The 25,998-nt window shown below is 63.5% G+C and carries 22 protein-coding genes and 4 pseudogenes; 14 read left to right on the forward strand and 12 right to left on the reverse strand.

What is annotated here, in order from left to right; genetic code table 11:
• Positions 1-67: 67 nt before the first annotated feature.
• The 9 genes from DSD28_RS25205 to pqqE all read left to right on the forward strand — a co-directional run bounded on the left by DSD28_RS25205 (position 68) and on the right by pqqE (position 7,968).
• Positions 68-790, forward strand: a complete 723-nt coding sequence (locus DSD28_RS25205) for a response regulator (RefSeq protein WP_119259192.1) — start codon at positions 68-70, stop codon at positions 788-790.
• 95 nt (positions 791-885) lie between these two features.
• A complete protein-coding gene (locus DSD28_RS25210) occupies positions 886-2,037 on the forward strand; it encodes an FIST N-terminal domain-containing protein (protein ID WP_119259193.1) in 1,152 nt (383 codons plus the stop codon).
• Complete coding sequence (locus tag DSD28_RS25215; RefSeq protein WP_119259194.1) at positions 2,034-4,226, forward strand: hybrid sensor histidine kinase/response regulator; 2,193 nt, start codon at positions 2,034-2,036, stop codon at positions 4,224-4,226. The genes DSD28_RS25210 and DSD28_RS25215 overlap by 4 nt, the downstream gene beginning before the upstream one ends.
• A gap of 83 nt (positions 4,227-4,309) precedes the next feature.
• Positions 4,310-4,750: a pseudoazurin gene (locus tag DSD28_RS25220; RefSeq protein ID WP_119259215.1), complete on the forward strand. Its 441-nt coding sequence runs from the start codon at positions 4,310-4,312 to the stop codon at positions 4,748-4,750.
• Between the two features lie 97 nt (positions 4,751-4,847).
• On the forward strand, positions 4,848-4,949 hold the full coding sequence (gene pqqA / locus DSD28_RS25225; protein WP_069063320.1) for a pyrroloquinoline quinone precursor peptide PqqA: 102 nt from the start codon (positions 4,848-4,850) through the stop codon (positions 4,947-4,949).
• The gene (gene pqqB / locus DSD28_RS25230) at positions 4,921-5,844 is read left to right on the forward strand and encodes a pyrroloquinoline quinone biosynthesis protein PqqB (protein WP_119259195.1); all 924 of its coding nucleotides are present in this window, start codon (positions 4,921-4,923) and stop codon (positions 5,842-5,844) included. The genes pqqA and pqqB overlap by 29 nt, the downstream gene beginning before the upstream one ends.
• Entirely contained in the window at positions 5,841-6,611 is a 771-nt protein-coding gene (gene pqqC, locus DSD28_RS25235) for a pyrroloquinoline-quinone synthase PqqC (protein ID WP_119259196.1), read from the forward strand. The genes pqqB and pqqC overlap by 4 nt, the downstream gene beginning before the upstream one ends.
• Positions 6,608-6,880, forward strand: a complete 273-nt coding sequence (gene pqqD, locus DSD28_RS25240) for a pyrroloquinoline quinone biosynthesis peptide chaperone PqqD (RefSeq protein ID WP_119259197.1) — start codon at positions 6,608-6,610, stop codon at positions 6,878-6,880. Before pqqC ends, pqqD begins: the two co-directional genes overlap by 4 nt.
• The gene (pqqE, locus tag DSD28_RS25245) at positions 6,877-7,968 is read left to right on the forward strand and encodes a pyrroloquinoline quinone biosynthesis protein PqqE (RefSeq protein ID WP_119259198.1); all 1,092 of its coding nucleotides are present in this window, start codon (positions 6,877-6,879) and stop codon (positions 7,966-7,968) included. The genes pqqD and pqqE overlap by 4 nt, the downstream gene beginning before the upstream one ends.
• 689 nt (positions 7,969-8,657) lie before the next feature.
• Here the strand turns inward: pqqE and DSD28_RS25250 are convergent.
• Positions 8,658-9,389 (reverse strand): SDR family oxidoreductase, encoded by a 732-nt coding sequence (locus tag DSD28_RS25250; RefSeq protein ID WP_205536237.1) that lies wholly within the window; start codon positions 9,387-9,389, stop codon positions 8,658-8,660.
• The gene (locus DSD28_RS25255; RefSeq protein WP_119259200.1) at positions 9,389-9,895 is read right to left on the reverse strand and encodes a VOC family protein; all 507 of its coding nucleotides are present in this window, start codon (positions 9,893-9,895) and stop codon (positions 9,389-9,391) included. Before DSD28_RS25255 ends, DSD28_RS25250 begins: the two co-directional genes overlap by 1 nt.
• A 398-nt stretch (positions 9,896-10,293) precedes the next feature.
• Between DSD28_RS25255 and gcvA the strand changes: the two genes are divergently transcribed.
• Positions 10,294-11,202 carry a transcriptional regulator GcvA gene (gene gcvA, locus DSD28_RS25265; protein ID WP_119259201.1) on the forward strand — a complete coding sequence of 303 codons (909 nt, stop codon included), beginning with the start codon at positions 10,294-10,296 and terminating at the stop codon, positions 11,200-11,202.
• A gap of 47 nt (positions 11,203-11,249) precedes the next feature.
• Here gcvA and cysG read toward each other — a convergent pair.
• From cysG to DSD28_RS25300, 7 genes and pseudogenes are all read right to left on the reverse strand, one after another.
• Positions 11,250-12,314: pseudogene (cysG, locus tag DSD28_RS25270) on the reverse strand (siroheme synthase CysG); the annotation flags it as partial.
• Positions 12,286-14,943, reverse strand: a complete 2,658-nt coding sequence (locus DSD28_RS25275; protein WP_119259203.1) for a nitrate reductase — start codon at positions 14,941-14,943, stop codon at positions 12,286-12,288. The pseudogene cysG and the gene DSD28_RS25275, both read right to left, overlap by 29 nt.
• 1 nt (position 14,944) lies before the next feature.
• Entirely contained in the window at positions 14,945-15,274 is a 330-nt protein-coding gene (gene nirD, locus DSD28_RS25280) for a nitrite reductase small subunit NirD (RefSeq protein WP_119259204.1), read from the reverse strand.
• A 10-nt stretch (positions 15,275-15,284) separates the two neighbouring features.
• Entirely contained in the window at positions 15,285-17,735 is a 2,451-nt protein-coding gene (nirB, locus tag DSD28_RS25285) for a nitrite reductase large subunit NirB (protein WP_119259205.1), read from the reverse strand.
• A 15-nt stretch (positions 17,736-17,750) separates the two neighbouring features.
• A complete protein-coding gene (locus DSD28_RS25290; protein ID WP_119259206.1) occupies positions 17,751-18,977 on the reverse strand; it encodes an MFS transporter in 1,227 nt (408 codons plus the stop codon).
• Between the two features lie 325 nt (positions 18,978-19,302).
• Positions 19,303-20,517 carry a CmpA/NrtA family ABC transporter substrate-binding protein gene (locus DSD28_RS25295; RefSeq protein WP_119259207.1) on the reverse strand — a complete coding sequence of 405 codons (1,215 nt, stop codon included), beginning with the start codon at positions 20,515-20,517 and terminating at the stop codon, positions 19,303-19,305.
• Positions 20,514-21,116 (reverse strand): ANTAR domain-containing response regulator, encoded by a 603-nt coding sequence (locus DSD28_RS25300; protein ID WP_119259208.1) that lies wholly within the window; start codon positions 21,114-21,116, stop codon positions 20,514-20,516. Before DSD28_RS25300 ends, DSD28_RS25295 begins: the two co-directional genes overlap by 4 nt.
• Before the next feature lie 472 nt (positions 21,117-21,588).
• On the opposite strand from DSD28_RS25300, the pseudogene DSD28_RS26345 reads away from it, so the two are divergent.
• Positions 21,589-21,765: pseudogene (locus DSD28_RS26345) on the forward strand (VOC family protein); the annotation flags it as partial.
• Positions 21,766-21,905: 140 nt separating this feature from the next.
• On the opposite strand, the pseudogene DSD28_RS25310 reads toward DSD28_RS26345, so the two are convergent.
• Positions 21,906-22,444 (reverse strand): annotated as a pseudogene (locus DSD28_RS25310) (NapC/NirT family cytochrome c); the annotation flags it as partial.
• Positions 22,445-22,551: 107 nt separating this feature from the next.
• Here DSD28_RS25310 and DSD28_RS25315 point away from each other — a divergent pair.
• Both DSD28_RS25315 and DSD28_RS25320 read left to right on the forward strand, forming a co-directional pair.
• A complete protein-coding gene (locus DSD28_RS25315) occupies positions 22,552-22,998 on the forward strand; it encodes a DNA-binding protein (RefSeq protein WP_119259210.1) in 447 nt (148 codons plus the stop codon).
• Entirely contained in the window at positions 22,988-23,566 is a 579-nt protein-coding gene (locus DSD28_RS25320) for a PIN domain-containing protein (RefSeq protein WP_119259211.1), read from the forward strand. The genes DSD28_RS25315 and DSD28_RS25320 overlap by 11 nt, the downstream gene beginning before the upstream one ends.
• 40 nt (positions 23,567-23,606) lie before the next feature.
• On the opposite strand, the gene scpB is transcribed toward DSD28_RS25320, so the two are convergent.
• Positions 23,607-24,290 (reverse strand): SMC-Scp complex subunit ScpB, encoded by a 684-nt coding sequence (scpB, locus tag DSD28_RS25325; protein WP_432430882.1) that lies wholly within the window; start codon positions 24,288-24,290, stop codon positions 23,607-23,609.
• Between the two features lie 2 nt (positions 24,291-24,292).
• Positions 24,293-25,258, reverse strand: a complete 966-nt coding sequence (locus DSD28_RS25330) for a DUF1403 family protein (protein WP_119259213.1) — start codon at positions 25,256-25,258, stop codon at positions 24,293-24,295.
• Between the two features lie 112 nt (positions 25,259-25,370).
• Here DSD28_RS25330 and DSD28_RS25335 point away from each other — a divergent pair.
• A pseudogene (locus DSD28_RS25335) lies at positions 25,371-25,889 on the forward strand (integrase); the annotation flags it as partial.
• Positions 25,890-25,998: the final 109 nt, after the last annotated feature.

Below are 25,998 nucleotides of genomic sequence, written 5' to 3' on the forward strand. Positions count from 1 at the left end.
CGGGCGGAAACGCCCGGCTTTTCTGCTTTCGCCCTGAGCAATAGGCCGATGAAGACGGACGAATTCGATGCTAAGCTATCGCCAGCCCTATCGGGAATTTCGCATGTTACCAGTTGTGATGCCGGAAAAACCTGTGCGAGTGCTGAAATCGGCGCTGATCGTAGATGATCATCCGTTGTTCTGCGACGCGCTGGCGATGACCCTCACCGGGCCGGTGGGCATCCCCGATGTCGAGGCTGTCGGCACCCTCGAGGCGGCACTGACGCGGCTCAACGCCGGGCCACCGCCCGACGTCGTGGTGCTCGACCTCAACCTGCCGGACGTCAATGGGCTCGATGGCGTGGTGCGCCTGCGCCATGCCGCGCCGGACACGCCGATCGTCGTCGTGTCGTCCCTTGACGAGGTCCGCGTCGTGCGCGCGGCACTGAAAGCCGGCATCAATGCCTTTGTGCCGAAACACGCCTCGCGCGAAGAGTTCCGCGAGGCGTTTTCGGTCATCGCTCGCGGAGAGATCCACGCGAGCCGACTTGCACTTGAAGCTTCCGCGTCGAGCCCTTCCGAGGAGGCCGTCAAGCGGCTCGCGCTGCTGACGCGTCAGCAGGCGCGCATCCTGCAACTCGTTTGCGCAGGGCGTATGAACAAGCAGATCGCCTATGAGCTCTCTATCGCGGAGACGACGGTCAAAGCGCATGTGACGGCGATCATGCGCAAGCTCGGCGTGCAGACACGCATGCAGGCGGTGCTCTTCGCGCAGGAAGCCAGCTTTGCTACGATGGTGACGGACGTCTAAGACCATCGGCTAAGAACCTCATTCGACGCTGGCGCGGAGCCGAGCCGGATGCTTTAAAGTGGAGGACGGGGGAAAGGCGGAGGAGGCCGTCACCCGTGGATGAACGTTACATAGATCGCGCGCTGGTTTCCGCGCACGAGACCTGTCCGATCGAACGCTTGGCCGAGCGCCTGGGTGCCGGGCCGTTCTCGCTCGTGCTGCTTTTCGTTTCGCCCGAAGCGGACGTCTCCGCCGTCGTTGCCGAGGCTGAGAACGCCTGGCCGGGCGCGAAGATCGCCGGCTGCACCACTGCGGGCGAGATTTCTGGGGATGGCTACGGCGATGAAAGCATCGTCGCCATCGGCTTTCATGCACGCCACTTCGCTGCCGAGACGCTGCTCGTTCCCAACCTCTCGGAACTCGCCGCCGGCGAGCTTACCGATACCTTGCTGCATATCCGCCAGGCGCTCGCCCGTGACCATGGGCACCTTCCGGAAGAGTTTGCCCTGCTTTTCGTCGATGGCCTTTCTGCCCGCGAGGACGAACTCGCTTCGGCACTGGCCGCCGCCACCGGTGCGATGCCGCTGATCGGCGGCTCGGCGGGTGACGGCACGCATTTTCGCGAGACGCTGGTTTTCGACGGCACGCGGCTTCTGGCGAATGCCGCAGTGATTTCCGTCATCCGCGGCGCCTGTCCGTTGCGCCCGTTCAAGATGGATCACATCAAGCCGACCGAGCGGCGCATGGTCGTGACGGAGGCCGAACCCGCCGCCCGCATCGTGCGGTGCATCAATGCCGAGCCGGCCGTGCACGAATATGCCCGCCTCATCGGCATGGAACCGGAAAGCGTCAACACGCTGACCTTCGCCATCCATCCGTTGACAGTTCGCATGGGCGAGCGCCACCACGTCCGTGCGATCCAGCGGGTCCTGCCCTCCGGCGAGCTTCTGTTTTTCTCCGCGATCGACGAAGGCATGGTCCTGACCATTGCCGAGCCGCACGATCTGGTCGGACATCTCTCTGCTGAATTGCAGACACTCAAGGGACCGGCGGACCCGATCGCCGTGCTCGCTTTCGATTGCATTCTCCGGCGGATCGAGGCGCAGGAACGGCAGATGACCAGCCGTGTCTCCGAACTCCTTCGCCAGCACGGCGTGATCGGCTTTTCCACCTATGGTGAGCAGTTCGGCCCGATGCACATCAACCACACGATGACTGGCCTGGCTTTTTATCCGCCCGGAACCATCGTACCGGAAAGCGCCTCATGAGCAAACGGATATCCGAAGATTTGCTTGACAGAGGGGACGGCGAGGCACGCAATCTTGAAAAGATGCTCGTGATCGCTGACGCCCTCATGCGCCAGGTCGAGCAAAGCACAGGCGAACGAGGCGCCGCCTTCGAGCAGTTCCGCCGCGCCGCGGTGCTGGAGGATCGGGTACGTCAGCGCACACACGATCTGGAAGCGACTCTGAAGCTTCTGAATGAGGCCAATAGTGCCGCTGAGCGCGCGCGCCATGACCTGTCGCAGGCCATCGAGGCGATCGAGGAAGGGTTCGCACTCTTTGATCCGGCGGAAGTCCTTGTAATGTGCAATTCGCGCTTTTGCCGAGATCTTACGGATGTGCGGGAGAAGTTCCTTCCAGGCATCACCTTCACCGATTATGTGGAGGCGGCCAGCCGCTCGGCCGTTCTTGCTCTTCCGAAGGGTATGACAGCGAAAGCCTGGGCGGCTGAGCGTATTCGGCTGCGCCATACGCGTCAGGTATTCAATGTCGGCCTTAGGGGCGACCGCTGGCTCCAGGTCAGCGAGCAGCGCACTGCCGACGGCGGTACCGTGATCCTCCAGACCGATGTTACGGATATCATTCGCATGGAGCGATCAGAGCGGGGCAAGCTGCTGGACGATCAGGCCCGCATGATTCGTGCCACGCTGGAGCACATCAACCAGGGCGTCGGAATCTTCGACGCCAACCGGTGCCTCGTCGGATGGAACAGCCGCATCGCCCAATTGCTCGACATTCCCGCCCGCCTCCTGCGGCGCGGTATCTCATTTGAAATGCTGGCCAACCATATCCGACATGCCATTACGCTCGGCGACGGCTTTTCCAGCGAGATGCTGCGCCAATGGATCGATGGCGGATTGCCGCGCCGCCCCCTCTCCTTCGAGTTCACCCACGCGTCCGGCATCATCCTTGATGTCTTCGCGCAGGAGATGCCCGGGCGCGGCTTCGTGATGTCCTTTGCCGACGTGACGCGCGAGCGGCAGGCAATCCACGCCATGATCCGCGCCAACAACTCGCTGGAAGCGCGCGTCGCCGCCCGAACGGGAGATCTCGCAGCGGCATTGGCGGAGGCCGAGCGCGCGAATACCGCCCGTGTTCGCTTTGTCGCGGCCGCCAGCCACGACCTTCTGCAGCCGCTTTCGGCGGCCAAGCTGTTCGTTGCCGCGGCACGCGACGACGCGGAGCAGACCCCGCTGCGCGGGACGCTGGAAAAGGCGCACAACGCTCTTGTCAGCGTCGAGAACATTCTGGGGGCCCTGCTCGACATCTCGCGCCTGGAGGCTGGCGGCACGGCGATGGATGTCGGCCCCGTCTCGCTTTCGCTGCTTCTGCGCCAGCTCACCGACGAATTTGCGCCGATCGCAGCCGGCAAGGGGCTGCGGCTCGACATCCTGCCCTGCGCGCTCACCGTATCAAGTGATCCGACCTATCTGCGCCGCATTCTGCAGAACCTGATCAGCAATGCGATCCGCTATACGGCCAGCGGACGCATTCTTGTCGGTCCGCGCCGCGCTGGCGGGCAGGTGCGCATCGAGATCCACGATACCGGGCCGGGCATCGCACCCGACCAGCAGCAGGCGATCTTCCGCGAGTTCCATCGCGTGCAAGGCTCCGCCTCGGCGTCGGAGGGCATGGGGCTCGGCCTGGCCATCGTCGAACGTGCCTGTGCGCTTCTCGGACATCGGTTAGCCTTGATCTCGCGGCTCGGGGGCGGCACCTGCTTTTCCGTGGAACTGACCCCTATGGCGTATCACGCAAGCCCGACCTATCGTGAGGCGACGCCGGTCATTCCCGACGAGCCCGGCGACAACAGCGACCGTATCGCCCTTCTCGTCGAAAACGACCTCGATTTGCGCCGGGCGATCGCGCTGCTGCTCGAGCGACGCGGCGTCAGCGTTCTGGAGGCCGCAAGCGGTGAGGAAGCGCTCTCGCTGCTGGAGGAAATCGGCATCGTACCGGACCTCTATCTGGTCGATCAGCAGCTTGACGGCGTCATGACCGGCATAGAGACCGTCGAGGCCCTGCATGCGCAACATGGCGAACGTCCGACCCGCATTCTGACGGCCGATCGCAAACCGCAGACGCGGATGGCGGCCGAAGCGGCGGGCATCGAGATCATGTACAAGCCAATTGCCGCCGATGCGTTGGAGGCCTTCGTCCTGCATGCCGGGTAGGCCGCGAGGCTGGCACCAAGGTCGCATTGCGAGGCCAGCCGACCCGTGAGACACCCCTCCAAACTGACTTGGAGGAGATGGACATGAAGAATTTCATCACAATAGCAACCGTAATGGTCCTTGCAAGCGGCACAGCCCAGGCTGCCGAGCATGTGGTCAAGATGATGAACAAAGGCGACAGCGGCAACATGGTCTTCGAACCCGCCGCGATCGCCGCCGCCCCGGGCGATACGATCCACTTCATCCCGACGGACAAGAGCCACAATGTCGAGAGCATCAAGGGCATGCTTCCCGATGGCGTCGAGCCCTTCAAGAGCAAGGTCAACGAGGAATATGTCCTGACCGTGTCTTCCCCCGGCATCTACGGCGTGAAGTGCTCGCCGCATTTCAGCATGGGCATGGTCGCGCTCATCAAGGTCGGCGACAGCCCGGCCAACCTGGAGGCGGCAAAGGCCGTCAAGCTGCCGGCAAAGGCCGGCGAGCGCATGAAGGCGGCCTTCGAAACACTCGCCGCCGCGCAATAGGTCCGCCCCATATAGAGACCTTGGTCGCATTGTGGAGCGGGCCTGAGGTAGCGCAACCTGCTGCGGTGGCTGTTCCACAAACCTGGAGGAGAATTTCATGGCTTGGAAGAAACCCGTCATCAAGGACATCGCCTGCGGCATGGAAATCAACATGTATGGCCCGTCGGAAGATGACCCGCGTCCGGACCACCCGTTCTGAGGCAACGGTGCGTATCATCGTGCTCGGGGCAGGCGCCGGTGGTGGCCTGCCCCAGTGGAATTGCGGCTGTGTCCAGTGCGCGGCCGCACGCACGGGCGCGATCGCGCCCATGACGCAAAGTACGCTCGCAGTCAGCGTGGACGGTCGAAACTGGGCCTTGCTCAATGCATCGCCTGATTTGCGCCACCAGCTTGCCGCCTCGCCCGCCCTCCATCCGACCGGTCTTCGCGACAGTCCGATCAAGGCGGTTGTGCTGACCAACGGCGATGTCGACCATATCGCGGGGCTTCTGACCTTGCGTGAGAAGACGGGTTTTACCCTTTTCGCAACGGAAGCAACCCACCAGATCCTGTCGCAGAACACGGTCTTCGGTGTCCTGGACCCCACGTTCGTGCAACGCGAAACAATCGCTCTCGACACTGATTTTTGTCCGCTTCCGGGCCTGACCGTCGCCGCTTATGCCGTTCCGGGCAAAATACCACTCTATCTCGAAGGCGAGGCGCCCGACGTGACGATGATGGGTGAGCAGACAATCGGACTGCGGCTGCGGTCCGGCGATCGCGAGGTGCATTATGTGCCCGGTTGCGCGGCCCTGCCCGACTGGCTTGTGAGCCTCCTGGAACCGGCAGATGCGGTGCTGTTTGACGGTACGATCTGGCGCGATGACGAAATGCCGCGTTCCGGCACCGGCACGAAAACAGGAGCCCGCATGGGGCATCTGGCCATGGGCGGTCCCGATGGCTCGCTCGCGCGACTGCGGTCGCTGCGCGGGCGTCGCATCTACACGCATGTGAACAATACGAATTCGGCCTTGATGCCGGATAGCGCCGCCCGTGCGGCCGTCACCGCGGCGGGGTGGGAGATTGCTCGGGACGGCATGGAGATCGCGCTATGAATTCGATCGTGAACCACAACGAACTGCCGTTGAGCCGCGCTGAATTCGAGGCGCGGCTGCGGCGGGTCGGGGTCGAGCGCTATCACGACAAACATCGCTTCCATGATCGGCTGCATAGCGGCGGCTGCACGATGGATGAGGTGCAGGCCTGGGTCATCAATCGATGGCAGTATCAGTGCTCCATCCCGATGAAGGACGCCGCTTTCCTGTCGCGCTGCCATGACCCGGATCTGCGGCGCGTCTGGCGCTCGCGTATCGAAGACCACGACGGCGGCGTCGAAGACGGCGGCGGCATCCGGCGATGGTTGCGGCTCGCCGAAGGTGTCGGCCTCGACCCGGCCTATGTCGCCTCGGGCCACGGTGTCATGCCGGCGACGCGCTTCATCGTGGACGCCTACATCCGCTTCGTACGCGACGAGCCGCTCATCGCCGCCATGGCGAGTTCCCTGACGGAAATGTTTGCCCCCGCCATTCACACCCGCCGGATCGACGGTCTTCTGGAGCATTATGATTTCGCGGACCGCGAGACGATCGCTTATTTCCGTCATCGCCTGACCGAAGCCCCGAAGGATGTCCGCTTCACGCTCGACTGGGTGTTGACCCATGCTGTCACCCGCGCCGATCAGGAGGCGGCGATCGCAGCGCTGACATTCAAGACGGATGTGCTTTGGGCACAGCTCGACGCACTATGGAGCGCCTATGTCGACGGACATGTGCCGCCTGGAGCCTGGAAGCCCGGCGAGGCACAACTGGCAGCACGGCCATGACCGACGATCCCGTCCCCTGCCTTCCGCGAGGAACGCGCCTGCATCATGACCGCGTCCGCGACACGATGGTGCTTCTCGTTCCGGAACGGGCGCTGCTGCTCGACGAGACCGGCAACGCCATCCTTCGCGAGGTCGACGGTCGGTCCACGGTGAACACGATTGCCGCCCGGCTCGCCGAACGCTACGGCGCACCCGAGGCGGCGGTTATGTCGGACGTCCGCGATTTTCTGGGCGGCCTCGTGGCGCAAAGACTGGTGGATTATCGATGACGGAGCGACCTGCCCCACCCATTGCCCTGCTTGCGGAACTGACGCACCGTTGTCCGCTGTCCTGCTCGTACTGCTCCAACCCGCTTGAGCTGACCGCACGCGAGAAAGAATTGCCGACCGAAATCTGGGCGGATGTCTTCCGGCAGGCGGCGGACCTTGGCGTCCTGCAATTGCACCTTTCCGGCGGAGAACCGGCGTCGCGACGGGACCTCGAGACGCTTGTGGCGGTAGCGCGCGATGCGGGCCTTTACGTCAATCTCATCACGTCGGGCATTGGGCTATCCCCCTCTCGCCTCGATGCCCTGGAAACGGCAGGCCTCGATCATGTGCAACTTTCGCTGCAGGCGACGCGTGCCGAAAAGGCCGACTGGATCGGTGGCTACAAGGGTGGCTTCGCCCGCAAACTCGCCTTTGCCGATGAGGTTCACCGGCGCGGTCTTCCGCTCACCATCAATGCTGTCATGCACCGGCACACGATCGACGATATCGACGCGGCGATTGAATTCGCCGCAAGCCTCGGCGCCCGGCGCATCGAGGTCGCCTGCGTGCAGTTCTACGGCTGGGCGCTGGCAAACCGGTCGGGGCTGCTGCCCTCCCGAGACCAGGTTCTCCGCGCGAAGGAAGCAGTGCTCGCGGCGCGGCGTGCCTATGCCGGCCGGATGACGATCGACTTCGTACCGCCCGACTATTATGCGGACTATCCCAAGGCATGCATGGGCGGCTGGGGCACGACCGGCATCAATATCGCCCCGGACGGAACGGTTCTGCCCTGTCATGCCGCCGCGACGATCCCCGGCCTCGCTTTCGACCGGGTGACCGAGAAACCGCTCTCGGCCATCTGGTATGACGGATCCGCCTTCAACGCGTTTCGCGGCTACGCCTGGATGAAGGAACCTTGCCGCAGTTGCGCCCGCCGTGACAAGGATCATGGCGGGTGCCGCTGTCAGGCCTTGGCTCTTGCCGCCGATGCCACGGCGACCGATCCGGTTTGCCGCCACGCGCCCGGTCGTCCCGTCGTCGATGACATCCTTGCCCGCGAAGCCCCCTTCGAAACTCAACTGGTTTACCGAAACAGCAAAACCAGGTAACGGAATGAGCCTCTTGGCGACAATGGGGATTTCGTCGATGCCGACCGGCGGTCAGTTGCCAAGGGCGGCGCATCCAAAACTGCGGTATTCGAGCTACGCAAGATTCGTCGGTCGCTCTATTAGGATAGAGTTGACCTTCTAAAACCCTTCTTTCCCGGTTTACGGGGTCTATGCCAGCATGGTTCTCTCAATTTTGGGTGGGTGGGATTGCGCGAACGAGGCGGTATCTTGGCGCTGCTCTATAATGGACGCTGACCCGAGGAATGACTATGCTATTCTAACGCCTTCGGCGCGGTTCCAAGAACCACTTGCCACTGAGGATCCACCCGCGCGATCAGCGGAATCGTGCAGCAAATGGAGGAGCGCCGACTTACCGACGACCCCGCCCGCTCGCAGCCCATCGCGCTCGCCGGATTCTCAAACTGGCACACGCCCGCTGCCGCGAACGTCCGGACGTAGGATAGCCGCTTATCATTTCTGCAAGCTGCGCGGCCCGATGTGGTGCTCAAGCCGCATCGGTCACGCAGGGGACCGGTCGAGCGATACGAGGCGCTCCCGGGTCCTCATTCCCTCCAGGACAGCAAGCCTCCAGGGCTGCCTTGGTCAGGCGACAGAGACAGATTTGCGCGTCCGCAGATTCAAGCGAACCAGATACTTATGAGGGGATGAGCGGTCCGGTTGCCCGCCTATCAAATGAGGCTCTGGCCGCCATCGATATGAAGGGTCTGGCCAGTGGTAAAATCGCTTTCCATCGCGTGAACATAGGCAGGCGCGATATCGGCCGGCGTTGCAATGCGACCAACGGGCAAACGGGCGGCCATAGTGTCGAAATACCCTGCCTTCGCCTCGCCGGCCAATGCGTCGAACATGGGGGTGTCCACCCAGCCCGGTGACACGACGTTCACGCGGGTTGGCGCCAGTTCAAGCGATAGCGCGTGGGCCAGATAGCTGAAGGAACCAGCAATCGCCGCGACGACCGCGCCTCCCGGGACCGGTGGCTTGTCCTTGTTGATGCCCGAGGTGAACGTCATGGACCCACCGCGCGTCAATCGGCGAGCCGCGTGTTTTGCAAGAAGAACGGCACCGACAAACTTGTTCTCGATGAAGTCGCGAACGGCATCGATGTCCGTCTGATCGATCGGATCGCCCGGTGGAGGCGACCCGGCCGTCGAGACGAGATGATCGAATGTGCCCACGGCATCGAAAAGCCGGGCGATTTCGCGCTCCTGCGTCATGTCGGCGGCAAGGGCGGTAAGACGATCCTCAGCGGCGAGTGTCTCTCGCGCCACCTTCAGCCTCTCCATCGAGCGACCGACGATGACCACCTGTGCCCGGGCTTTCACCGCGGCGGAGGCGACGCCGAGACCGATACCCGAACTGCCGCCGACGATAATGACTTTCCTGCCCATAAGCGGTGCCATCAGGTTCTCCATATTCTGCGTTGAAGATAATTTTTCCGGTGAAGCGGAACGCGTCCGCCGCGATAGGCGTGCTCGAGATCGGCGATGACGATCTTCTTCATTTTGTACATGGCCTGCATCACGCGGTTGGCTTTCTCTTGGTCGGGATCGGCGAGCATGCGTAGGAGTACCCGCGGCGTGACCTGCCAATAGACGCCGAACTTGTCCGTCAGCCGCCCGCAGGGCTGTTCCTTGTCGCCGTCGGCGGTGAGCGCGTTCCAATAATAGTCCGTCTCCGTCTGATCGTCGGTTTCGACGAGGAAGGAGAAGGCTTCGTTGTACGGCACCCACGAGTTGGCGTTTAAAGCCGCAACCGGCAGCCCGGCAAGCGCGAACCGCACGACAGACAATTCCGGATCGGGCAATAGGATGCGTTCGAGGACCGTGGAATCCTTGAAGACGGACAGGTAGAACGCCATGGCCTCCTCGGCTTGGCCCTGGAACCAGAGATGAGGATAGATCTTCATTTGCCTTCTCCTTGACTGGCGGCCGCAGACCGGGGGCGGATTGTCCCGTCCCAGTCGCGTTCGAAGCCGATGTCATCAAGACGGCGGGCCGAAAAGCGCGGGATGCGCCGCATGGCAAGGTGTAGGCGAACCGCATTCCGTGGCCGGGCCGCCAGGCGTGCGACGAACGCGAACAATGATGTCAGCGCCTTTCGGGCGTCAGGCGCGGAAACCGGCACAAGGCTGCCGCACGGAGCGTCGTAGGTGTGAATGATACTCACAGCGTTTTTCCTTCTCAAATCGCGCCCCCCGGGGAGCGGCCGTTGAATTCAAATCGATGAGGAAAAACTGCGGCAAAACCGGCTGGACGACAAACGAGTAATCGTCGATGATTTGTGATCAAGGCTCACAGGTGATCCATGGCCCGCAAACTTCCTCCGCTGACGACGTTGCCAGCCTTCGATGCTGCTGCCCGGCATCTGAGCTTCACCCGCGCAGCCGCGGAATTGAACCTGACGCACGGGGCGATCAGCCGAGCTGTGCGCAATCTCGAGGGGATGTTGGGCGTCCGGCTCTTCGAGCGCGGCACGCGTTCGGTCAGGCTGACGCCGGAGGGAGCGGCCTACGCCGCCGAAATCGGCGCCGCACTTGACCGCATGGGTATCGCGACCATCGCAGCAACAGCCTCAAGATCGGCCGGTGTTCTCAATGTCAGCACCTCGGATGGCTTTGCCGGGAGGTGGCTTGTACCCCGCCTCCACAGGTTCCATCGGATTCACCGCGAAATCGACGTGCGTCTTTCGACGTCTGGAACGCTCACCGATTTCATCCGCGATGGCATCGATATCGCAATCCGCTACGGCGAGGGCAACTATGACAAGGTCGTATCGGAACTTCTGGCGGAAGAGGATGTCAGCCCCGTCTGCAGCCCGGAGCTGCTGAAGGCAGACCGCCCGCTGCGCAGCCCGGAGGACCTCCGGCACCACAGGCTCATTCACGACAATTTTCGCATCGACTGGGCGACCTGGCTCCAAGCCGCCGGCCTTTACGGCATCGATCACACCGCGGGCATAAAATTCGAATCCGCCGCCTATGCGGTCGAGGCGGCCGTGCAGGGCGAAGGCGTGCTTCTCGGCAGGAGCGCGCTCGTATCAGCGGACCTCGCAGCGGGACGGCTGGTGCGGCCCTTCGACCTGGCCCTCAAATCGCGCTGGAGCTACTACGTCGTCTATCCGGAAGGCGCGTTGCGGCACCACAAGATCAGGGCGTTCCGCGACTGGCTGTTTGATGAGATGGCGGCACACCCGGCAGCCCGAGTAAATCCGTAAACCCTATTGAAGGGAGTCGATCCAACCGCACTTCAACGGTTCACTTAAGCCGTGGTGTTGGCAGCCGTGACGCCGGGAATAACGTCGACGGGAATGTTTTCGCGATCGAGATGAGCGATCTCCTCGCCGGCCCGGCCGAATACCATGGGGTCGCCAGACTTCAACCGCACCACGCGTTTGCCCGCCCTGGTGAGGCTGACCATCGTGGCAGTGATGTCTTCCTGCCGGCAGCTCTCGCGGCGGCCGCGTTTTCCCACCAGCATGCGCTTGGCCTCGCGGCGGGCAAGCTCCAGCACGTCGGCGGAAACCAGATCGTCGAAGAGGATGACATCGGCCGCTTGCAGCGCGCGCACGGCCTTGAGCGTCAGGAGTTCCGCGTCGCCCGGCCCGGCGCCGACGAAGGTCACGCGACCGATGGCGGGGGCTTCCGCGAGCCGTTCGGCCTCAGCAAGAAGCTCCCCGCCCACGTCCTCCTCCGGCGTATCCAGCGTGGAAAAGACCCGGTCGCAAAACCGCTCCCAGAAGACGCGGCGCGGATGACCGGGCTTGAGACGCAGGTTGACCGCCGCACGAAGCGACTGTGCCAGTGCCGCCCAGGTCTTGAGGCTGCGCGGCAAAAGCGTCTCGATCTTGCGGCGGATCGTTTGCGCCAAGATGGGTGCCGCGCCGTCCGTCGAGATCGCCACGACCACGGGCGAGCGGTTGACGATCGAACCGAACTGGAACTGGCAGAAGGCCGGCTTGTCGATGACATTGACTGGCACGCCCGCGGCGCGGGCGGCGGCAGCGAACGTGTCCGCATCGTCCTCGCAATCGCCGATCGCCAGCACCGCGTCCGAGAGATCGGATGGTGTCCAGCACCGGGCATGCCGCGTCAGGCATGCAGCCGGATGATCCGGTATGCGGGCGAAGAGCGCCTCGAAGGCCTCGCCGAAGGTTTCCGCATAGACATCGACGCGGGCGCCGCAGGCGGCCAGCAGTTCGGCCTTCCACATCGCGGCATCCGTGCCGCCGGCTACCATGACACGCTTGCCCTCCAGCGCCCAGAAAACGGGCAGCTTGGCGAGCGGCTCCATGCGGGCTTCACTCCGCGGCGGCTGCGAGACATCCATCGACGATCCCCCTGATCTCGGCCCGGCAGGAGCCGCAATTGGTTCCGGCATTGAGCGCCTTGCCGACGGCCTCGACGCTGTGGCAGCCACCGCGCACGGCGGCGACGATCTGGTTGACGCCGACGCCGAAGCACGAACAGACGGTGGCGCCGGGCTCCGGCTTGTCCGCGCCCGGCCGGCCGGCGACGAGCGCGAAGCGCTTGCGCAGGTTGGCGTGTTCGGCAGTGAGCTGCGCGATCGCCCAGTTACGGGCGACGGCGACGGGTTCGCGCGCCAGGAAGAAGGCCGCGAGAAGCCGCGTGCCGTCGAAGAAAGCGAGCCTGACATCGCCGGTCTGCGCATCCGCATAGCCGAGTGGCTCGACACCCTCGGGAACGGCGAAGGTGCGGCGGCACCAGTCCGCCCAGGCTTCCACCGGCGCGGTGAAGGCCAGTTCCAGCCGCCAGCCGCCATCGGCCCTTGCGAGCGCCCAGTAGGCTGCGTCCGGCTCGGCCGGCTTCGCCTGCGAGACGGCGAAGGCATAGTGCTGCACCCTGAACCGCCGGGCCGCGACGGCGACGTTTTTCGAGGCGGGCTGGCCGGAGAAGCGGTCGGTGATGGCAGGCACGACGGCATCGATGCGGGCCCCGGCGGCGAATTGGTCGTTCCAGTGCATGGGGGCGAAGATGCTGCCCTGCGCTTGACGTTCGGTGATCAACGCGCGTACCACGGCGCTGCCCAACGGACTCTCGAGCTCGACCAATCCGGCGTTGCCGACGCCGATCTCGATGGCATCGCGCGGATGCAGTTCCGCGAAGGGTTCGGCGATGTGGGACGACAGGCGCGCGCTTTTGCCGGTGCGCGTCATGGTGTGCCACTGGTCGCGAATGCGGCCGGTATTCAGCGTGAAGGGATAGTCGGGATTGGTGCGGTCGGTTTCGGCAGGCTCAACCGCGACGAAGCGCGCCTTGCCGTCCGCATGGTAGAAACCGCCATCGGCGAAGAAGCGGGTTTCCGCACGCCCCTGCCCTGCCGGCTGCGGCCATTGGAAGGGGATGAGCACATCGTAATCATCGCGCCCGATGCCGTGATGGGAGCCGATGTCGAAACCCCGGCTGCCGTCGTTCTCGAAGGCCGAGAGTGCGGCATGTTCGGAGAAGATTTCCGCGGGTGTTTCATAGGCGAAAGCGTCCGCAAAGCCCATGCGGCGCGCGACTTCAGCCAATTGCCACCAGTCCGCCCGTGCAGCGCCGGGCGCCGCGAGGAAAGCGCGCTGGCGGGAAATGCGGCGCTCGGAATTGGTGACGGTCCCGCTCTTCTCTCCCCAGCCGAGCGACGGCAGCAGGACATCGGCGTGACGGGCGGTGTCCGTCTCCTTGAGGATGTCGGAAACGACGACGAAGGGGCAGGCCTTGATTGCCGCCTCGACGGCGCTGGCATCGGGCATCGAGACGACGGGGTTGGTCGCCATGATCCACAGCGCCTTGATGCGCCTGTCCGCCACGGCCTGAAAGAGATCGACGGCCTTGAGGCCCGGCTTTTTCGCGATGACGGGGGAGGCCCAGAAGCGCTGCACCCGGTCGCGGTCCTCGGCGCGTTCGATGGCCATATGGGCGGCCAGCATGTTGGCGAGCCCGCCAACCTCGCGGCCGCCCATGGCGTTGGGCTGCCCCGTCAGCGAGAACGGCCCCATGCCCGGCTTTCCGATCCGGCCGGTGGCGAGGTGACAATTGAGGATGGCGTTGACCTTGTCGGTGCCGGATGAGGACTGGTTGACGCCCTGGCTGTAGCAGGTGACGACTTTCTCGGTCGTTGTGAACAGCCGGTAGAATTCGCGAAGCTGCATGGCCGGAAGCCCTGTGCGCTCCAGCACCTCGCCGAAGGAAACATCTGCGGCCGTCGCGAAGGCGTCGGCAAAGCCCGACGTGTGTGCCGCCACATAGTTCTGGTCGACGGCGTTGTTCGAAACGAGATGCGCAAAGAGGCCGACGAACAGCGCCACATCCGTATCGGGGCGAATGGCGAGGTGCAGATCGCAGATATCGGCCGTCATGGTGCGGCGCGGATCGATGACGACGACCTTCATGCCCGGCCGCCGCTCCTTGGCGGCGGCAAGGCGCTGGTAAAGCACGGGGTGACACCAGGCGAGGTTGGAGCCGGTTAGGATGACGAGATCGGCCAGCTCCAGGTCCTCATAGGTCCCCGGCACCGTATCCGAGCCGAAGGCGCGGCGATGGCCGGCGACCGAGGACGACATGCAGAGCCGCGAATTCGTGTCGATATTGGCCGAGCCGAAAAACCCCTTCATCAGCTTGTTGGCGACGTAATAATCCTCCGTCAGCAGCTGGCCGGAGACATAGAACGCCACGGAATCGGGGCCGTGCTCGGCAATCGCAGCAGCGAACTTTGCCGCGACGAGGTCGAGCGCACTGTCCCAGGACGCCGGCTCGCCATCGATTTCGGGATGCTGGATGCGACCGTCGAGATCGATCGTCTCGGCAAGTGCCGAGCCCTTCGAGCAGAGTCGGCCATAGTTGGACGGATGATCGGGATCGCCCTTGACGGAGACGGCGCCGTCTTCCGCGACCGTCGCGATGACGCCGCAGCCGACGCCGCAATAGGGGCAGGTTGTCTTGACCGTCTTTTCCATCCTATTCGGCCGCCACCATCAGGCTTTCGAGCGCGATGAACAGCTCGCCGCCGTCATTCTTCAGCGCGATGGTCTTCACCGCGCCCTCGTCCGCACCGAGCGCCTTGCCGGTCTCCAGCGAGATCACCCAATTGTGCAGCGGGCAGGTCACGGCCTTGGCATGAACGATGCCCTGGGAGAGCGGACCACCCTTGTGCGGGCAATGGTCCTCGATGGCGAAAACCTCGTTTTCCGCGGTGCGGACCACGGCGATCTTGCCCTGCGGGGTCTTCACGCAGCGTGCGCCGCGCAGCGGAATGTCGGCAATGTTTCCGATGGCATACCAGTTCATGTCCGACCTCCTATTCCGCTGCCTGTCCGTAGCCGATGGTCGCCATCGGCCGAAATTCATGTTTGTCCTTGCCGGAGACGCGCTCCGACCAGGGATCGACCTGGGCGAATTTCTGGGAGAAGACGAAGCGGTCGTAATAGGCCTTGCGCTTCATCGCATCGCCCAAGATCTGGCGGCGGATCTCATCGAGACCGATGCGTTTCGCCCATTTGTAGATGCGCTCGAGATAACGCGCCTGTTCGCGGTACATCTGTGTCAGCGCCACGATGTGCTCCAGCGCCTCGTCCTCGCTTTTCACGAGGCCGAGCACCTCCGTGCCCTTGATGTCGAGGCCCGCCGCACCCGCAAAATGGATCTCGAAACCACTGTCGACGCAGATGACGCCGATATCCTTGCAAGTCGCTTCCGCGCAGTTGCGCGGACAGCCAGAGACGGCGAGCTTCAGCTTGGCCGGCGTCCACGAGCCCCACATGAATTTTTCGATGCGGATTCCGAGGCCGGTGGAATCCTGCGTGCCGAAGCGGCACCAGTCGGAGCCGACACAGGTTTTGACCGTGCGGAGGCCTTTCGCGTAAGCCTGTCCCGAGATGAAGCCGGCCTTGCCGAGATCGGCCCAGACGGCCGGCAGGTCCTCCTTCTCGATGCCGAGCAGGTCGATGCGCTGGCCGCCGGTCACCTTCACCAGCGGGATCTCGAATTTGTCGACCACGTCGGCGATGGCGCGCAGTTCGCGGGAATTGGTGACCCCGCCCCATATCCGCGGCACGACGGAATAGGTGCCATCTTTCTGGATATTGGCGTGCACGCGTTCATTGATGAAGCGCGACTGGTAATCGTCGGCATATTCGTCCGGCCAATCACAGACGAGGTAGTAGTTCAGCGCCGGGCGGCACTTGGCGCAGCCGCAGGAGGTTTTCCATTCCAGTTCCTGCATGACGGCCGGAATGGACTTCAGCCCCTTCGCCTTGATCAGGCGGCGCACGTCGTCATGGCCGATATCGGTGCAGCCGCACATCGGATGGACAGCGGCGGGATTGTAGCTGTCACCAAGCGTCAGCGTCATCAGCTGTTCGACGAGGCCGGTGCAGGAACCGCAGGATGCCGATGCCTTGGTGTAGGCCCGCACCTCGTCGAGTGCGGTCAGGCCCTTTTCCGTGATGGTCGAGACGATCTTGCCCTTGCAAACGCCGTTGCAGCCGCAGATCTCCGCATCATCCGGCAAGGCTGCAACGGCCGCCATAGGGTCCAGCGGAGCGCCCCCCTGAAAGGCCTGGCCGAAGATCAGCGTCTCGCGCATCTCCGAAATGTCGGTCTGTTTCTTCTTCAGATCATTGAACCAGGCGCCATCGGCGGTTTCGCCGTAGAGCACGGTGCCAATGATCTTGTTACCCTTCAGCACCAGCCGCTTGTAGACGCCGGCCGAGGCATCGCGCAGCACGATCTCCTCGCGATCGTCGCCATCAGCGAAATCACCCAGCGAGAAGAGCTCGATACCGGTCACCTTCAGCTTGGTCGGCGTGTCCGAATGCACGAAGGCCGCACCCTGCTCGCCGGCAAGATGCGAAGCCGCGACACGCGCCATCTCGTAGAGCGGTGCGACGAGGCCATAGACCATGCCGCCCACTTCCGCACATTCGCCGAGCGCCCAGATGCTGCCGTCGGAGGTATGCATGCCATGATCGACGACGATGCCGCGGTTGACGGCGAGCCCTGCCTCCCTGGCGAGCCCGACGCTCGGGCGGATGCCGACGGCCATGACGACGAGCGTCGCCGGGATGATCCGGCCATCCTCCAGTTCGATACCCTCGACCTTGCCGTTGCCGATAATGGCCTTGGTATTGGCCTTGCAGAGGATCTTGATGCCGCGCCCTTCGAGCTCCTTCTGCAGCAGATAGCCGGCGGCTGGATCGAGCTGCCGATCCATCAGCGTCGGCATGACATGGAGCACGGTCACATCCATGCCGCGCCCTGCAAGACCGGCGGCGGCCTCAAGACCGAGCAGGCCGCCGCCGATAACGACGGCCTTTTCGCGCGACTGGGCGGCCAGCAGCATGGCCTGCACATCATCGAGGTCACGGTAGGTGATGACGCCGGGCAGGTTGTTGCCCGGCACCGGCAGGATGAAAGGCACGGAACCGGTGGCGATGACCAGCTTGTCGTAGCTCTCGGTCACGCCGTGATCGGATGTGACCGTCTTGGCATCGCGGTCGATGGCGACGATGCGGTGGCCCTTGTAGAGCGTGATGCCGTGCTTGATGTACCAGCCGTCGCCGTGGATGATGATCTCTTCATAATCCTTCTCGCCCGACAGCACCGGCGAGAGCATGATGCGGTCGTAATTGACGCGCGGCTCGGCGTTGAAAATGGTGACCGCGTATTGGCCCGGTGCCTTTTCGAAGAGATGCTCCAGCATGCGCCCCGGCGCCATACCATTGCCGATGATGACGAGTTTCTCGGTCATGATCTTTCCTTGCGATTATGCTGCGACGGCGGAGACGGAGGGGCGCTCCATCTGGCGGATGGAGAGGTGCATCCAGGTCAGTGAGACGGCGACGACGGCCAAAAGCAGCAGGAAACAGCTCGACCAGAGGCCGGTCGCATCCTTGAGCAGACCGAAGGCGATGGGCAGGATGAAGCCACCGAGACCGCCGACCATGCCGACAATGCCGCCGACCGGACCGACGCTGTCGGGATAGTAAGCCGGGATGTGCTTGTAGACGGCGGCCTTGCCGAGGCTCATGACGAAACCGAGCACGAAGACCACGACGATGAAGACGGCGGGCGTGATGCCTGATGGCAGCGACAGGATAAGCGTTGCCACGGCCGAGACGGCGAACATGCCATACATGACGGAGCGCGCGCCCTTGCGATCGGAAAGCATGCCGCCGAGCGCCCGGAAAACGCTGCCGGGAATGGAATACGCAGCGGCGACCATGCCGGCGGTTGCGATATCGAAACCATAGACACCGACGAGATAACGCGGCAGCCAGAGCGCGAGCGCCACGAACCCACCGAAAGCGAAGAAGTAATAGAGCGAGAAGCGCCAGACCTGGGCCTTCTTCAGCGGGGCGAATTCCTCACGCAGGCTGCGCTTGGGCGCCTTGCCGTCACGACGGCTCGCGAAAGCCGGATCGTCGCTCGTCGTGAACCAGAACAGGCAGGCCGTGAAGAACAACGCGGCCGCCCAGATTTCCGCAACCATCTGCCAGCCGGCGGCGACGAGCACGAAGGGCGCGACAAATTTCGTGAGGGCGGCGCCGACATTGCCCGCGCCGAAGATGCCGAGCACCGTGCCCTGCTTTTCTGCCGGGAAGAACGGCGAGACATAGGCCACGCCGACGGCGAAGGATCCGCCGGCAAGTCCCACACCGAGGCCGGCCAGCAGCATCTGCGGAAAGGTCGTCGCGTGCGACAGCAGGAGCGTCGAAAGGGCTGCCGCCAGCATGGTCAGCGTATAGACGAGGCGACCGCCGAAGCGCGGCGTCCAGACGCCGAGCAGGATGCGCACCAGCGAGCCCGTCAGGATCGGCGTGCCGACGAGCAGGCCGAACTGGGCTTCCGACAGGCCGAGATCGTCCTTGATGCGGATGCCGATGATCGCAAAGATCGTCCAGACGGCAAAACAGATGGTGAAGGCGAAGGTGGACATCCAGAGCGCGACAGCGCGTTCGCGTGGGGATGTGGGCTGCTTGATCTCAGACATGACTTCTCCGAGGCCCGACAAGGTCGTGCCGCTCCATCTTGGGGGTGAAAAACAAAAGGCCGCTGGCCAGGCACGGCCGCACGGTCGCTCCGTGCGGACAGAATCCTGATCAGCGGCTTTGCTGGTGGTGTGCCCGTCGTTGGACACCGATTTCGTGGCCCTGCGGCCTGACTACTTAAAAGCAATCGGCGTGCCAGTTTTAGCAAGCCATTGTTTCAAAAAGAGAAGAAGAATTTTCCAGCGTGCAGCATTCAACGAACGGCGCTCAATCTGTGCAGCGCAGAGCCAAATTTTGTGCAGCGCGCATAAATTAAGCGCCGCCTGTTCAGCCGGTGGACTGGGAGGCGATATAGGCCTCCACATCGTCAGGGTCGAAAAGCCCGCCGTCGAAGAACCCGTCCGGTCCGAGCGTCAGCGCGCCGGAGGAACCGACAGGCGTCGCGGCGGTCAATGCCCCCTCGACCTTGGCGCTGGCCGACGGCATGGCGATTCCGAGGTCCTTCAGCGCGGCGCGGTAGATATCCGGCCGGTAGGTTTCAGCGGCAATGCGCTGACGCTCCGCCGTATGTTCGATCTGCCGCCAGCGGACCATCTGGGTGTAGAACCACAGGGCGTGGCTCTTCCAGGGGAAGGTCGCCGCCTTAGCGTTGGGCACGAAGAAATCGCTGACCGCCTGCGTCGCCCCGTCACCGATGAAAAGATTGCCGTTGAGCGCCGGAAGAAGAAGTTCCACGTCACGCCCGACATAAGCGGGCCGGGCTAGAAGTGCGGCGAGCGCCTCATGATTGTCAGGCCGAGCGCACCAGAGCGACGCCTGATGCAGCGCGACCAGCAGCGCCGCCATTGCCTCGGGATTTGCCTTGCCCCAGCGAGCGTTGACCCCGAGCACCTTTTCCGGGCTCGACCGCCAGATCGCCGCCTTAACAGTCGCAAGATGGCCACCGCGACGCAGCACGCCGAAGGTATTCCAGGGCTCACCCGCGCAATAGCCGTCGATCACCCCTTCGGCGAGCGCATCGCCCATATCCGGCGGCGGCAACACGACGATCTCAATGTCCTGATCGGGATCGATGGCGCTGGCGGCCAACCAATAGCGCAGTTCGTAGTTATGCCCCGAATAGGGATGTACGACACCAAAACGCAGCGGCATGTCCGAGCGCGCCTTGATGACCTTGCGCAGCGCTGTTCCGTTCGCGCGGGCATCGAGATCCGCCGTTGCACCATTTTCCGCCATCGCCCGCCAGAGCGCAGGAGAAACGGTCACCGCATTACCGCCGAGGCCGAGAGCTATGGGCACGATCATGTCGGGTGCAGGCACGTTGAGGCCGAGATTGCAGGCGATCGGCACGGGGCCGAGGATATGCGCGACGTCGATATGGCGCACGGCCAGCCGGTCGCGGATACTCGCCCAGGACCGCTCGCGCAGCAGGGTGAGGTCGACCGCCTGCTCCTCGGCAAAGCCCATCTCGCGGGCGACGACGAGGAGTGCGCTGTCGAGCAGCGGCACGAAACCGGCGGTAATGGCATGGCGCGTCGTCATTGCGTCCCTCCGGGATCAAGCAGGCTGGACGCCGTGACAAGGCTCTGGGCGATCTCGACGATCTTGCGATTCTGGTTCATCGCCGTGCGGCGCAGCAAGGCATAGGCGTCTTCTTCCGACAGCCCGCGCGAGCGCATCAGAAGGCCTTTGGCGCGGTCGATGACCTTGCGGTTTTCCAGTTCGCCGCGCGTTTCCTCGAGCTCGCGGTTGAGGCGGGAAAAGGCGTTGAAGCGGCTGATCGCCATTTTGAGGATCGGGCGCACCCGTTCCTGTTTCAACCCGTCGACGATATAGGCCGAAACGCCCGCCTCGACCGCCGCCTCGATGGAGGCCTCGTCGGACCTGTCGACGAACATCGCGATGGGACGCTTTACGGCGCGCGAGAGCTGGAACATGCTCTCCAGCATGTCGCGGTTGGGATTTTCAAGATCGATTACGATGACATCGGGATTGAGATCGGCGATGCGCCGCGCCAGGCCATGCATAACGTCGATGACCGCGACCTTTTCATAGCCGGCCTCCCGCAGCCCCTCTTCGATGATGGCGGCACGGATGCGATTCTCGTCGATGACCAGTACGTTCAGTCCGCTCGGTTTCATGCAAAGACCGTGATGACCCCGCGCTGCCGGATCGCTGCATCGTCATTTCGCAATGCAACATCTTCGAGACAATAGCAAGGTGCTAACACCGGTGCATTATGAGCTCCTGAAAAGATTGGGATCAGCGCCCCGATGAACATCGTCCATTCAACCGACCACTCGATGGCAACGCTTCTCGGGTGGATCAGGATCGAACCCCGCGCCAATTCATAGCCGCTTTCGCCGTTGGCGCCATCGACGGCGCCGACAGCCGCCCGGCTTGCGGCTCCCTCTTGATGGATGTGTAAGGTGAGAACCAGGACCTGTGTATGTAGTCGGCTCCGTGTGACCTGTGTCGGCGAGCCGGGGCAGGTTTCACTGTGTCATTGCCTTGTCTGACAGCTGATCGGAATAGGAGGAGCCGGTGAAGGTTTTCGATTATAAGGAATAGTCGTCGCCCTTGGTATCGCCGTGTTGGCAAGCCCTGCTAGCACATGGGCGGCGCAATCTTCTTTTGTATTTCGAGCGCGAGGATATTGACGCGGCCTTCGCGGGGATCCCACGCCATGTGGACCTGAGCCATCCCGTCACACGGCGGGCATGGGGAGAGCGCGTATTCCGCTTTTACGATCCGGACGACCATACGGTCGAGTTCGGCGAGTTGCAGAACTCACATCTTCGGGCGATCCGCAGGAGATATGACATTTTCTGGCGCCCGCACCGCAAGAAGCGGCGCGCGGGAAAGACGTTCTATACGGCCCTAGAGCCTGTCCAAACGCAAAACCTCTACGCACTTTTGCTGAAATTAGCTTAGAACGTCATCGCGCGATGCGCGCTTGCAACAGCCTTGCGCAGATCACCGATGGCGTCGTTCGAGGCTGCGGGCAACTCTTCCCCTTCAAGCTCCGGCGGCATCTTCCATCCAGGATCGACACCCTTCATGTTCGGCAGCTCGTGCGCGATGCCCTTGTGGCAGTCGATACAGGTCGCCTTACCCGTCAGAAGGTATTTCGAGTGGATATCGGCGGCACGCTGGGTCTGCTTGGTGAAGTCCATCGCGACGGCGGAATGGCAGTTGCGGCATTCAAGGCTATCGTTCGCCTTCAGGCGCGCCCATTCGTGTTTCGCTTCTCGCGCGTGTTGATGGTGCCGAAGATCTTGCCCCAGACCTCCTTGGAGGCCTGCATTTTGCGGGCGATCTTGTCGGTCCACTGGTGCGGCACGTGGCAATCCGGACAGGAGGCGCGCACCCCGGAGCGATTGGTGAAGTGCACCGTATTGGTCAATTCCTGATAGACGTTGTCCTTCATCTCGTGACAGGAGGTGCAGAACTTCTCCGTATTGGTCAGGGCCTGCGATATCGATAAGACGACACACTCGCATAAGGCCATCTGCCGATTTCAGTTATTGCAGTTAGGCATCCCAGCTACTATATTGCTGTCAAGGAGACCGCATCATGGCCAGCCAAATCATACACTTCGCCGGGTTGTCGGATCGGGACCGCAGGGTAGCCTCGCCGCTGCCCAAGCTTACTGCCGGCGACAGGCTGGAGCTTCACGTCCATCACGAGGGCGGCCGCGAGCACAAGCTCTCGATTCCGCCGTCGGCCGCCGCTGCGGTTGAAGCCCTTCTGGCCCACATGTTGCGCGGCGAGCGCGTTGCCGTCCTGGCCGAGGATCAGGAATTGAGCCCAACAGAAGCATCCGCGATTCTGGGCATCTCCCGTCCCCTGGTCGTCCTTAGGATGGATCGCGGCGATCTGCCGTTCCGTTACGTGGGCAAGCATCGTCGCGCTCTGCTTAAGGACGTGCTTGCACTGAAATCCAAGCTCGACACCCGCCAGTCCGCGATGGATGCGCTCGCCGATGACACAGAGGACCTCATTCAGACCCATGGCCTCTAACCCGCCCGTCGCGGTGTATGATGCCTGCGTCCTCTATCCATTTCACCTGCGCAACGTCCTGATCCAGTGCGCTTTCGACGGACTTGTCGAAGCACGCTGGACGGACAAGATTCATGATGAGTGGATCCGCAATCTCGCGGCCAACACGCCGGCGTTGCCCATCGAACGCCTGATCGCAACACGCGACAGGATGAAGGCAGTCTTGCCGGACGCGGACATCACGGACTACCGCCACCTCATTCCGGAGCTCCGTCTGCCCGATCCTGACGACCGGCATGTCTTGGCCGCCGCCATCGCCGGCAAAGCCGCGTATATCGTCACCTGGAATCTCAAGGACTTTCCGGCGAAGGATCTAGCCTCTCATGGCGTGGCAAGCCAGTCCCCGGATGCTTTCCTCACTGGCCTCCATGCGACGTTTCCCGATGCGCTGATCTCCAGCATCAAACGAGCGCGGCAAAATCTCCGAAAGACGATGCCCTCGGTCGACATGTTTATCGATGGACTTCAACAAAGTGGCCTGAAGACTTTTCCGGCACTGCTTCGTCAGAAGATCGGCGGGCTGATCTAACTGACAAGCGACTACGGGCTCCCGCTACCCTAGTTATCGACTATTCCTCTTCGCCCCCGGCCGTCTCCTGGGCTCCCTCCTGCATACCCTTCCGGCTGAGCAACCCCCCATCCTCCAGCGCTTCGATGTCGGGCAGATCGCGCAGCGTCTGCATGCCGAAGGCGGTGAGGAACTGTTTGGTCGTAACATAGGTGTAGGGCGCACCCGGCGTCGGGCTGCGCGGGCCGGAGGCGAGGAAGTTGGCATTGCGCAGACTGGCGATCGTGTCGCGGCTGACCTCCTTGCCGAAGATTTTCGACAGGTCGCCGCGGGTGATCGGCTGGAAATACGCGATCGCCATCAGCACCATGGCCTCGAAGTCGGACAGTACGGGCGCCGCGCTGCGCGTCGAAGCCTGCGACGCCCGGATCGCGGACGCGTAAGCCGAACGGCTTCGGTGCTGCCAGCCGCCGGCGACGAAGACGATCTCATAGGGCCGGTCCCGCAGTTCCGCGCGCAGATCGTCGATCAGAAGGTCGATGCTGCAGTCCTTGCCGACGACACGCGCCAGCGTCTCGCGGCCGACCGGCTCGGCCGCGGCAAAGATCACCGCCTCGACGCGCAGCATCCATTCGCGCCAGCGCAACTCCGGCGGCAAATCCGCCAGCTCCCGATCCAGCAAGCATTCGCTTGCGTCCTTTGTCCGAGACGTTCGTGTTTTGCCCGCTTCCTCCGGTTCAGCCATCGTCATAGCCCATAGATCCGGAACGAACTACGACCGGACAGTTCGCGCACGGCGTCAAAGCCTTCCAGCCGGTCGAACAGCCGGGTCGCCGCCCAGCGCGAGAGATTGCTGCCGGGCGCCGAGGCCGCCACCGCGTCCTCATCAAGCAAGGCCTGGATGACGGCGCCAGCGCCTTTCGTCCGGACCTTTGGCGCCGCGGTACGCAGCGTTTCAGAACGCCGCGCGATCTCGCCGGCGGTGCGCAGGGCCGCGCCTGTTCCCTCGGTGAGGGCAAGGCAGACAGCGCGGGCGAAGGCCGGCTCGCCTGGGCGCACACGGCCTCTGCCCCCAAGCGTCTTGAAGGCCGGCCCATAGCGCTCGGCCATCAGCAGCGGCACGGCACAATCCCATTTCAGCAGCCCGGCGATCAACATGTCGGCCAGCAGCCAGGCGAGCGGCTCGGCATCTGGGCGCACGGCATGCATGGCCGTGACCAGGTCCGCCGCGGCGAATGGCGCCGGGCGGCCGGATTGCAGCGCGTCGTCGGCATGATCGACCGCCGCGGTGAGCCGATCGTCCCAGGCGAGGCCCAACAGATCGGCAAGCTCCGCCACCGCCTTCGAGGAGAAAGCGGGTTTTCGAGTGGAAAGTCTTTTATAGGCCAAAAACACCTTTCCGGCCGGGCCGGGATCGTCACCGGCGGCGGTGAGCAGAACGGCATCGCGCAACGCCGCCTCGTCCTCGCTGCAGCCCATCAGCCGGACCGCGACGGCGGCACATTTCAGGGCCTGGCGGGACCGCCAGCAGCCGGCCCAGGCGGGCGCGGAGCGGACAAGATCGTCCAGCGATTTCAACGCGATGCCGGCGGCAAAGGCGGCGGCGAGTTCGTCCGGCTGGCGGCCACGCGGCAGGGTCCAGCCGGGCAAGGCGGGGATGAGCGCCGGAGCGGAAACGGGTGAGGCGACAGGCGAATCCATGACCGACAGCATAGGCCAAACGTGCGGATTATGCCAACACTATACGCAATAACCGCACGGCTTGTCTTTCATGCATAATGATCGATAAGATTGCATTATCTTTCATTTTTGTCATTATAGAGAAATGACCCGAATCGTCGACAAAAACAGCGAAAATCACCCTCCGGAACCTTCCGCGCCGCCGCACAGCACGCCGGCGGCCGATGGCAATTCCAAGACCGTCGTCGCCGCGCCGGCGCCTCCTCCCCTGCCGGCCCACCTGCAGGACCTCACCGACCGCGCTCGGGGTTACGTCGAAGCGGCCAGCTCCGCCAACACCCGCCGCGCCTACACCGCCGACTGGACGCATTTTACCGCTTGGTGCCGGCGCCAGAACCTATCCGCCCTCCCCCCGGATCCGGAGGTCGTCGGCCTCTACATCACCGCCTGCGCCTCCGGCAGTGCCGTTTGCACGGCTACGCGCGGCGCCAAGCCGAATTCGGTCGCGACCATCGAGCGGCGCCTCGCCGCCATCGGATGGAACTGCGCGCAGCGTGGGACGCCGCTCGATCGCAAGAACCGAGCGATTGCCACGGTGATGGCCGGTATCCGCAACAAGCACGCCGCCCCGCCCCGGCAGAAGGAAGCCATCCTGGGGTCAGAACAAGATTTGTTCCCCCAGACACGCTAAGGTCGAACGGACCGTGAACTCTCGTCGCGAACCCGCATAATGGTCTGCCGGCTCGTCGCGAATTTCCTTGCTATCGCCGAAA

It is taken from the genome of Shinella zoogloeoides, assembly GCF_003574625.1.
Classification (GTDB): domain Bacteria; phylum Pseudomonadota; class Alphaproteobacteria; order Rhizobiales; family Rhizobiaceae; genus Shinella; species Shinella zoogloeoides_A.

Coding starts and splice junctions, on each gene's coding strand:
- DSD28_RS25205 (WP_119259192.1), top strand. CDS start 68: ATGCTAAGCTATCGCCAGCCCTATCGGGAATTTCGCATGTTACCAGTT.
- DSD28_RS25215 (WP_119259194.1), top strand. CDS start 2,034: ATGAGCAAACGGATATCCGAAGATTTGCTTGACAGAGGGGACGGCGAG.
- DSD28_RS25220 (WP_119259215.1), top strand. CDS start 4,310: ATGAAGAATTTCATCACAATAGCAACCGTAATGGTCCTTGCAAGCGGC.
- pqqA (WP_069063320.1), top strand. CDS start 4,848: ATGGCTTGGAAGAAACCCGTCATCAAGGACATCGCCTGCGGCATGGAA.
- pqqB (WP_119259195.1), top strand. CDS start 4,921: ATGACCCGCGTCCGGACCACCCGTTCTGAGGCAACGGTGCGTATCATC.
- pqqC (WP_119259196.1), top strand. CDS start 5,841: ATGAATTCGATCGTGAACCACAACGAACTGCCGTTGAGCCGCGCTGAA.
- pqqD (WP_119259197.1), top strand. CDS start 6,608: ATGACCGACGATCCCGTCCCCTGCCTTCCGCGAGGAACGCGCCTGCAT.
- pqqE (WP_119259198.1), top strand. CDS start 6,877: ATGACGGAGCGACCTGCCCCACCCATTGCCCTGCTTGCGGAACTGACG.
- DSD28_RS25250 (WP_205536237.1), bottom strand. CDS start 9,389: ATGGCACCGCTTATGGGCAGGAAAGTCATTATCGTCGGCGGCAGTTCG.
- DSD28_RS25255 (WP_119259200.1), bottom strand. CDS start 9,895: ATGAAGATCTATCCTCATCTCTGGTTCCAGGGCCAAGCCGAGGAGGCC.
- gcvA (WP_119259201.1), top strand. CDS start 10,294: ATGGCCCGCAAACTTCCTCCGCTGACGACGTTGCCAGCCTTCGATGCT.
- DSD28_RS25275 (WP_119259203.1), bottom strand. CDS start 14,943: ATGGAAAAGACGGTCAAGACAACCTGCCCCTATTGCGGCGTCGGCTGC.
- nirD (WP_119259204.1), bottom strand. CDS start 15,274: ATGAACTGGTATGCCATCGGAAACATTGCCGACATTCCGCTGCGCGGC.
- nirB (WP_119259205.1), bottom strand. CDS start 17,735: ATGACCGAGAAACTCGTCATCATCGGCAATGGTATGGCGCCGGGGCGC.
- DSD28_RS25290 (WP_119259206.1), bottom strand. CDS start 18,977: ATGTCTGAGATCAAGCAGCCCACATCCCCACGCGAACGCGCTGTCGCG.
- DSD28_RS25295 (WP_119259207.1), bottom strand. CDS start 20,517: ATGACGACGCGCCATGCCATTACCGCCGGTTTCGTGCCGCTGCTCGAC.
- DSD28_RS25300 (WP_119259208.1), bottom strand. CDS start 21,116: ATGAAACCGAGCGGACTGAACGTACTGGTCATCGACGAGAATCGCATC.
- DSD28_RS25315 (WP_119259210.1), top strand. CDS start 22,552: ATGGCCAGCCAAATCATACACTTCGCCGGGTTGTCGGATCGGGACCGC.
- DSD28_RS25320 (WP_119259211.1), top strand. CDS start 22,988: ATGGCCTCTAACCCGCCCGTCGCGGTGTATGATGCCTGCGTCCTCTAT.
- scpB (WP_432430882.1), bottom strand. CDS start 24,290: ATGGCTGAACCGGAGGAAGCGGGCAAAACACGAACGTCTCGGACAAAG.
- DSD28_RS25330 (WP_119259213.1), bottom strand. CDS start 25,258: ATGCTGTCGGTCATGGATTCGCCTGTCGCCTCACCCGTTTCCGCTCCG.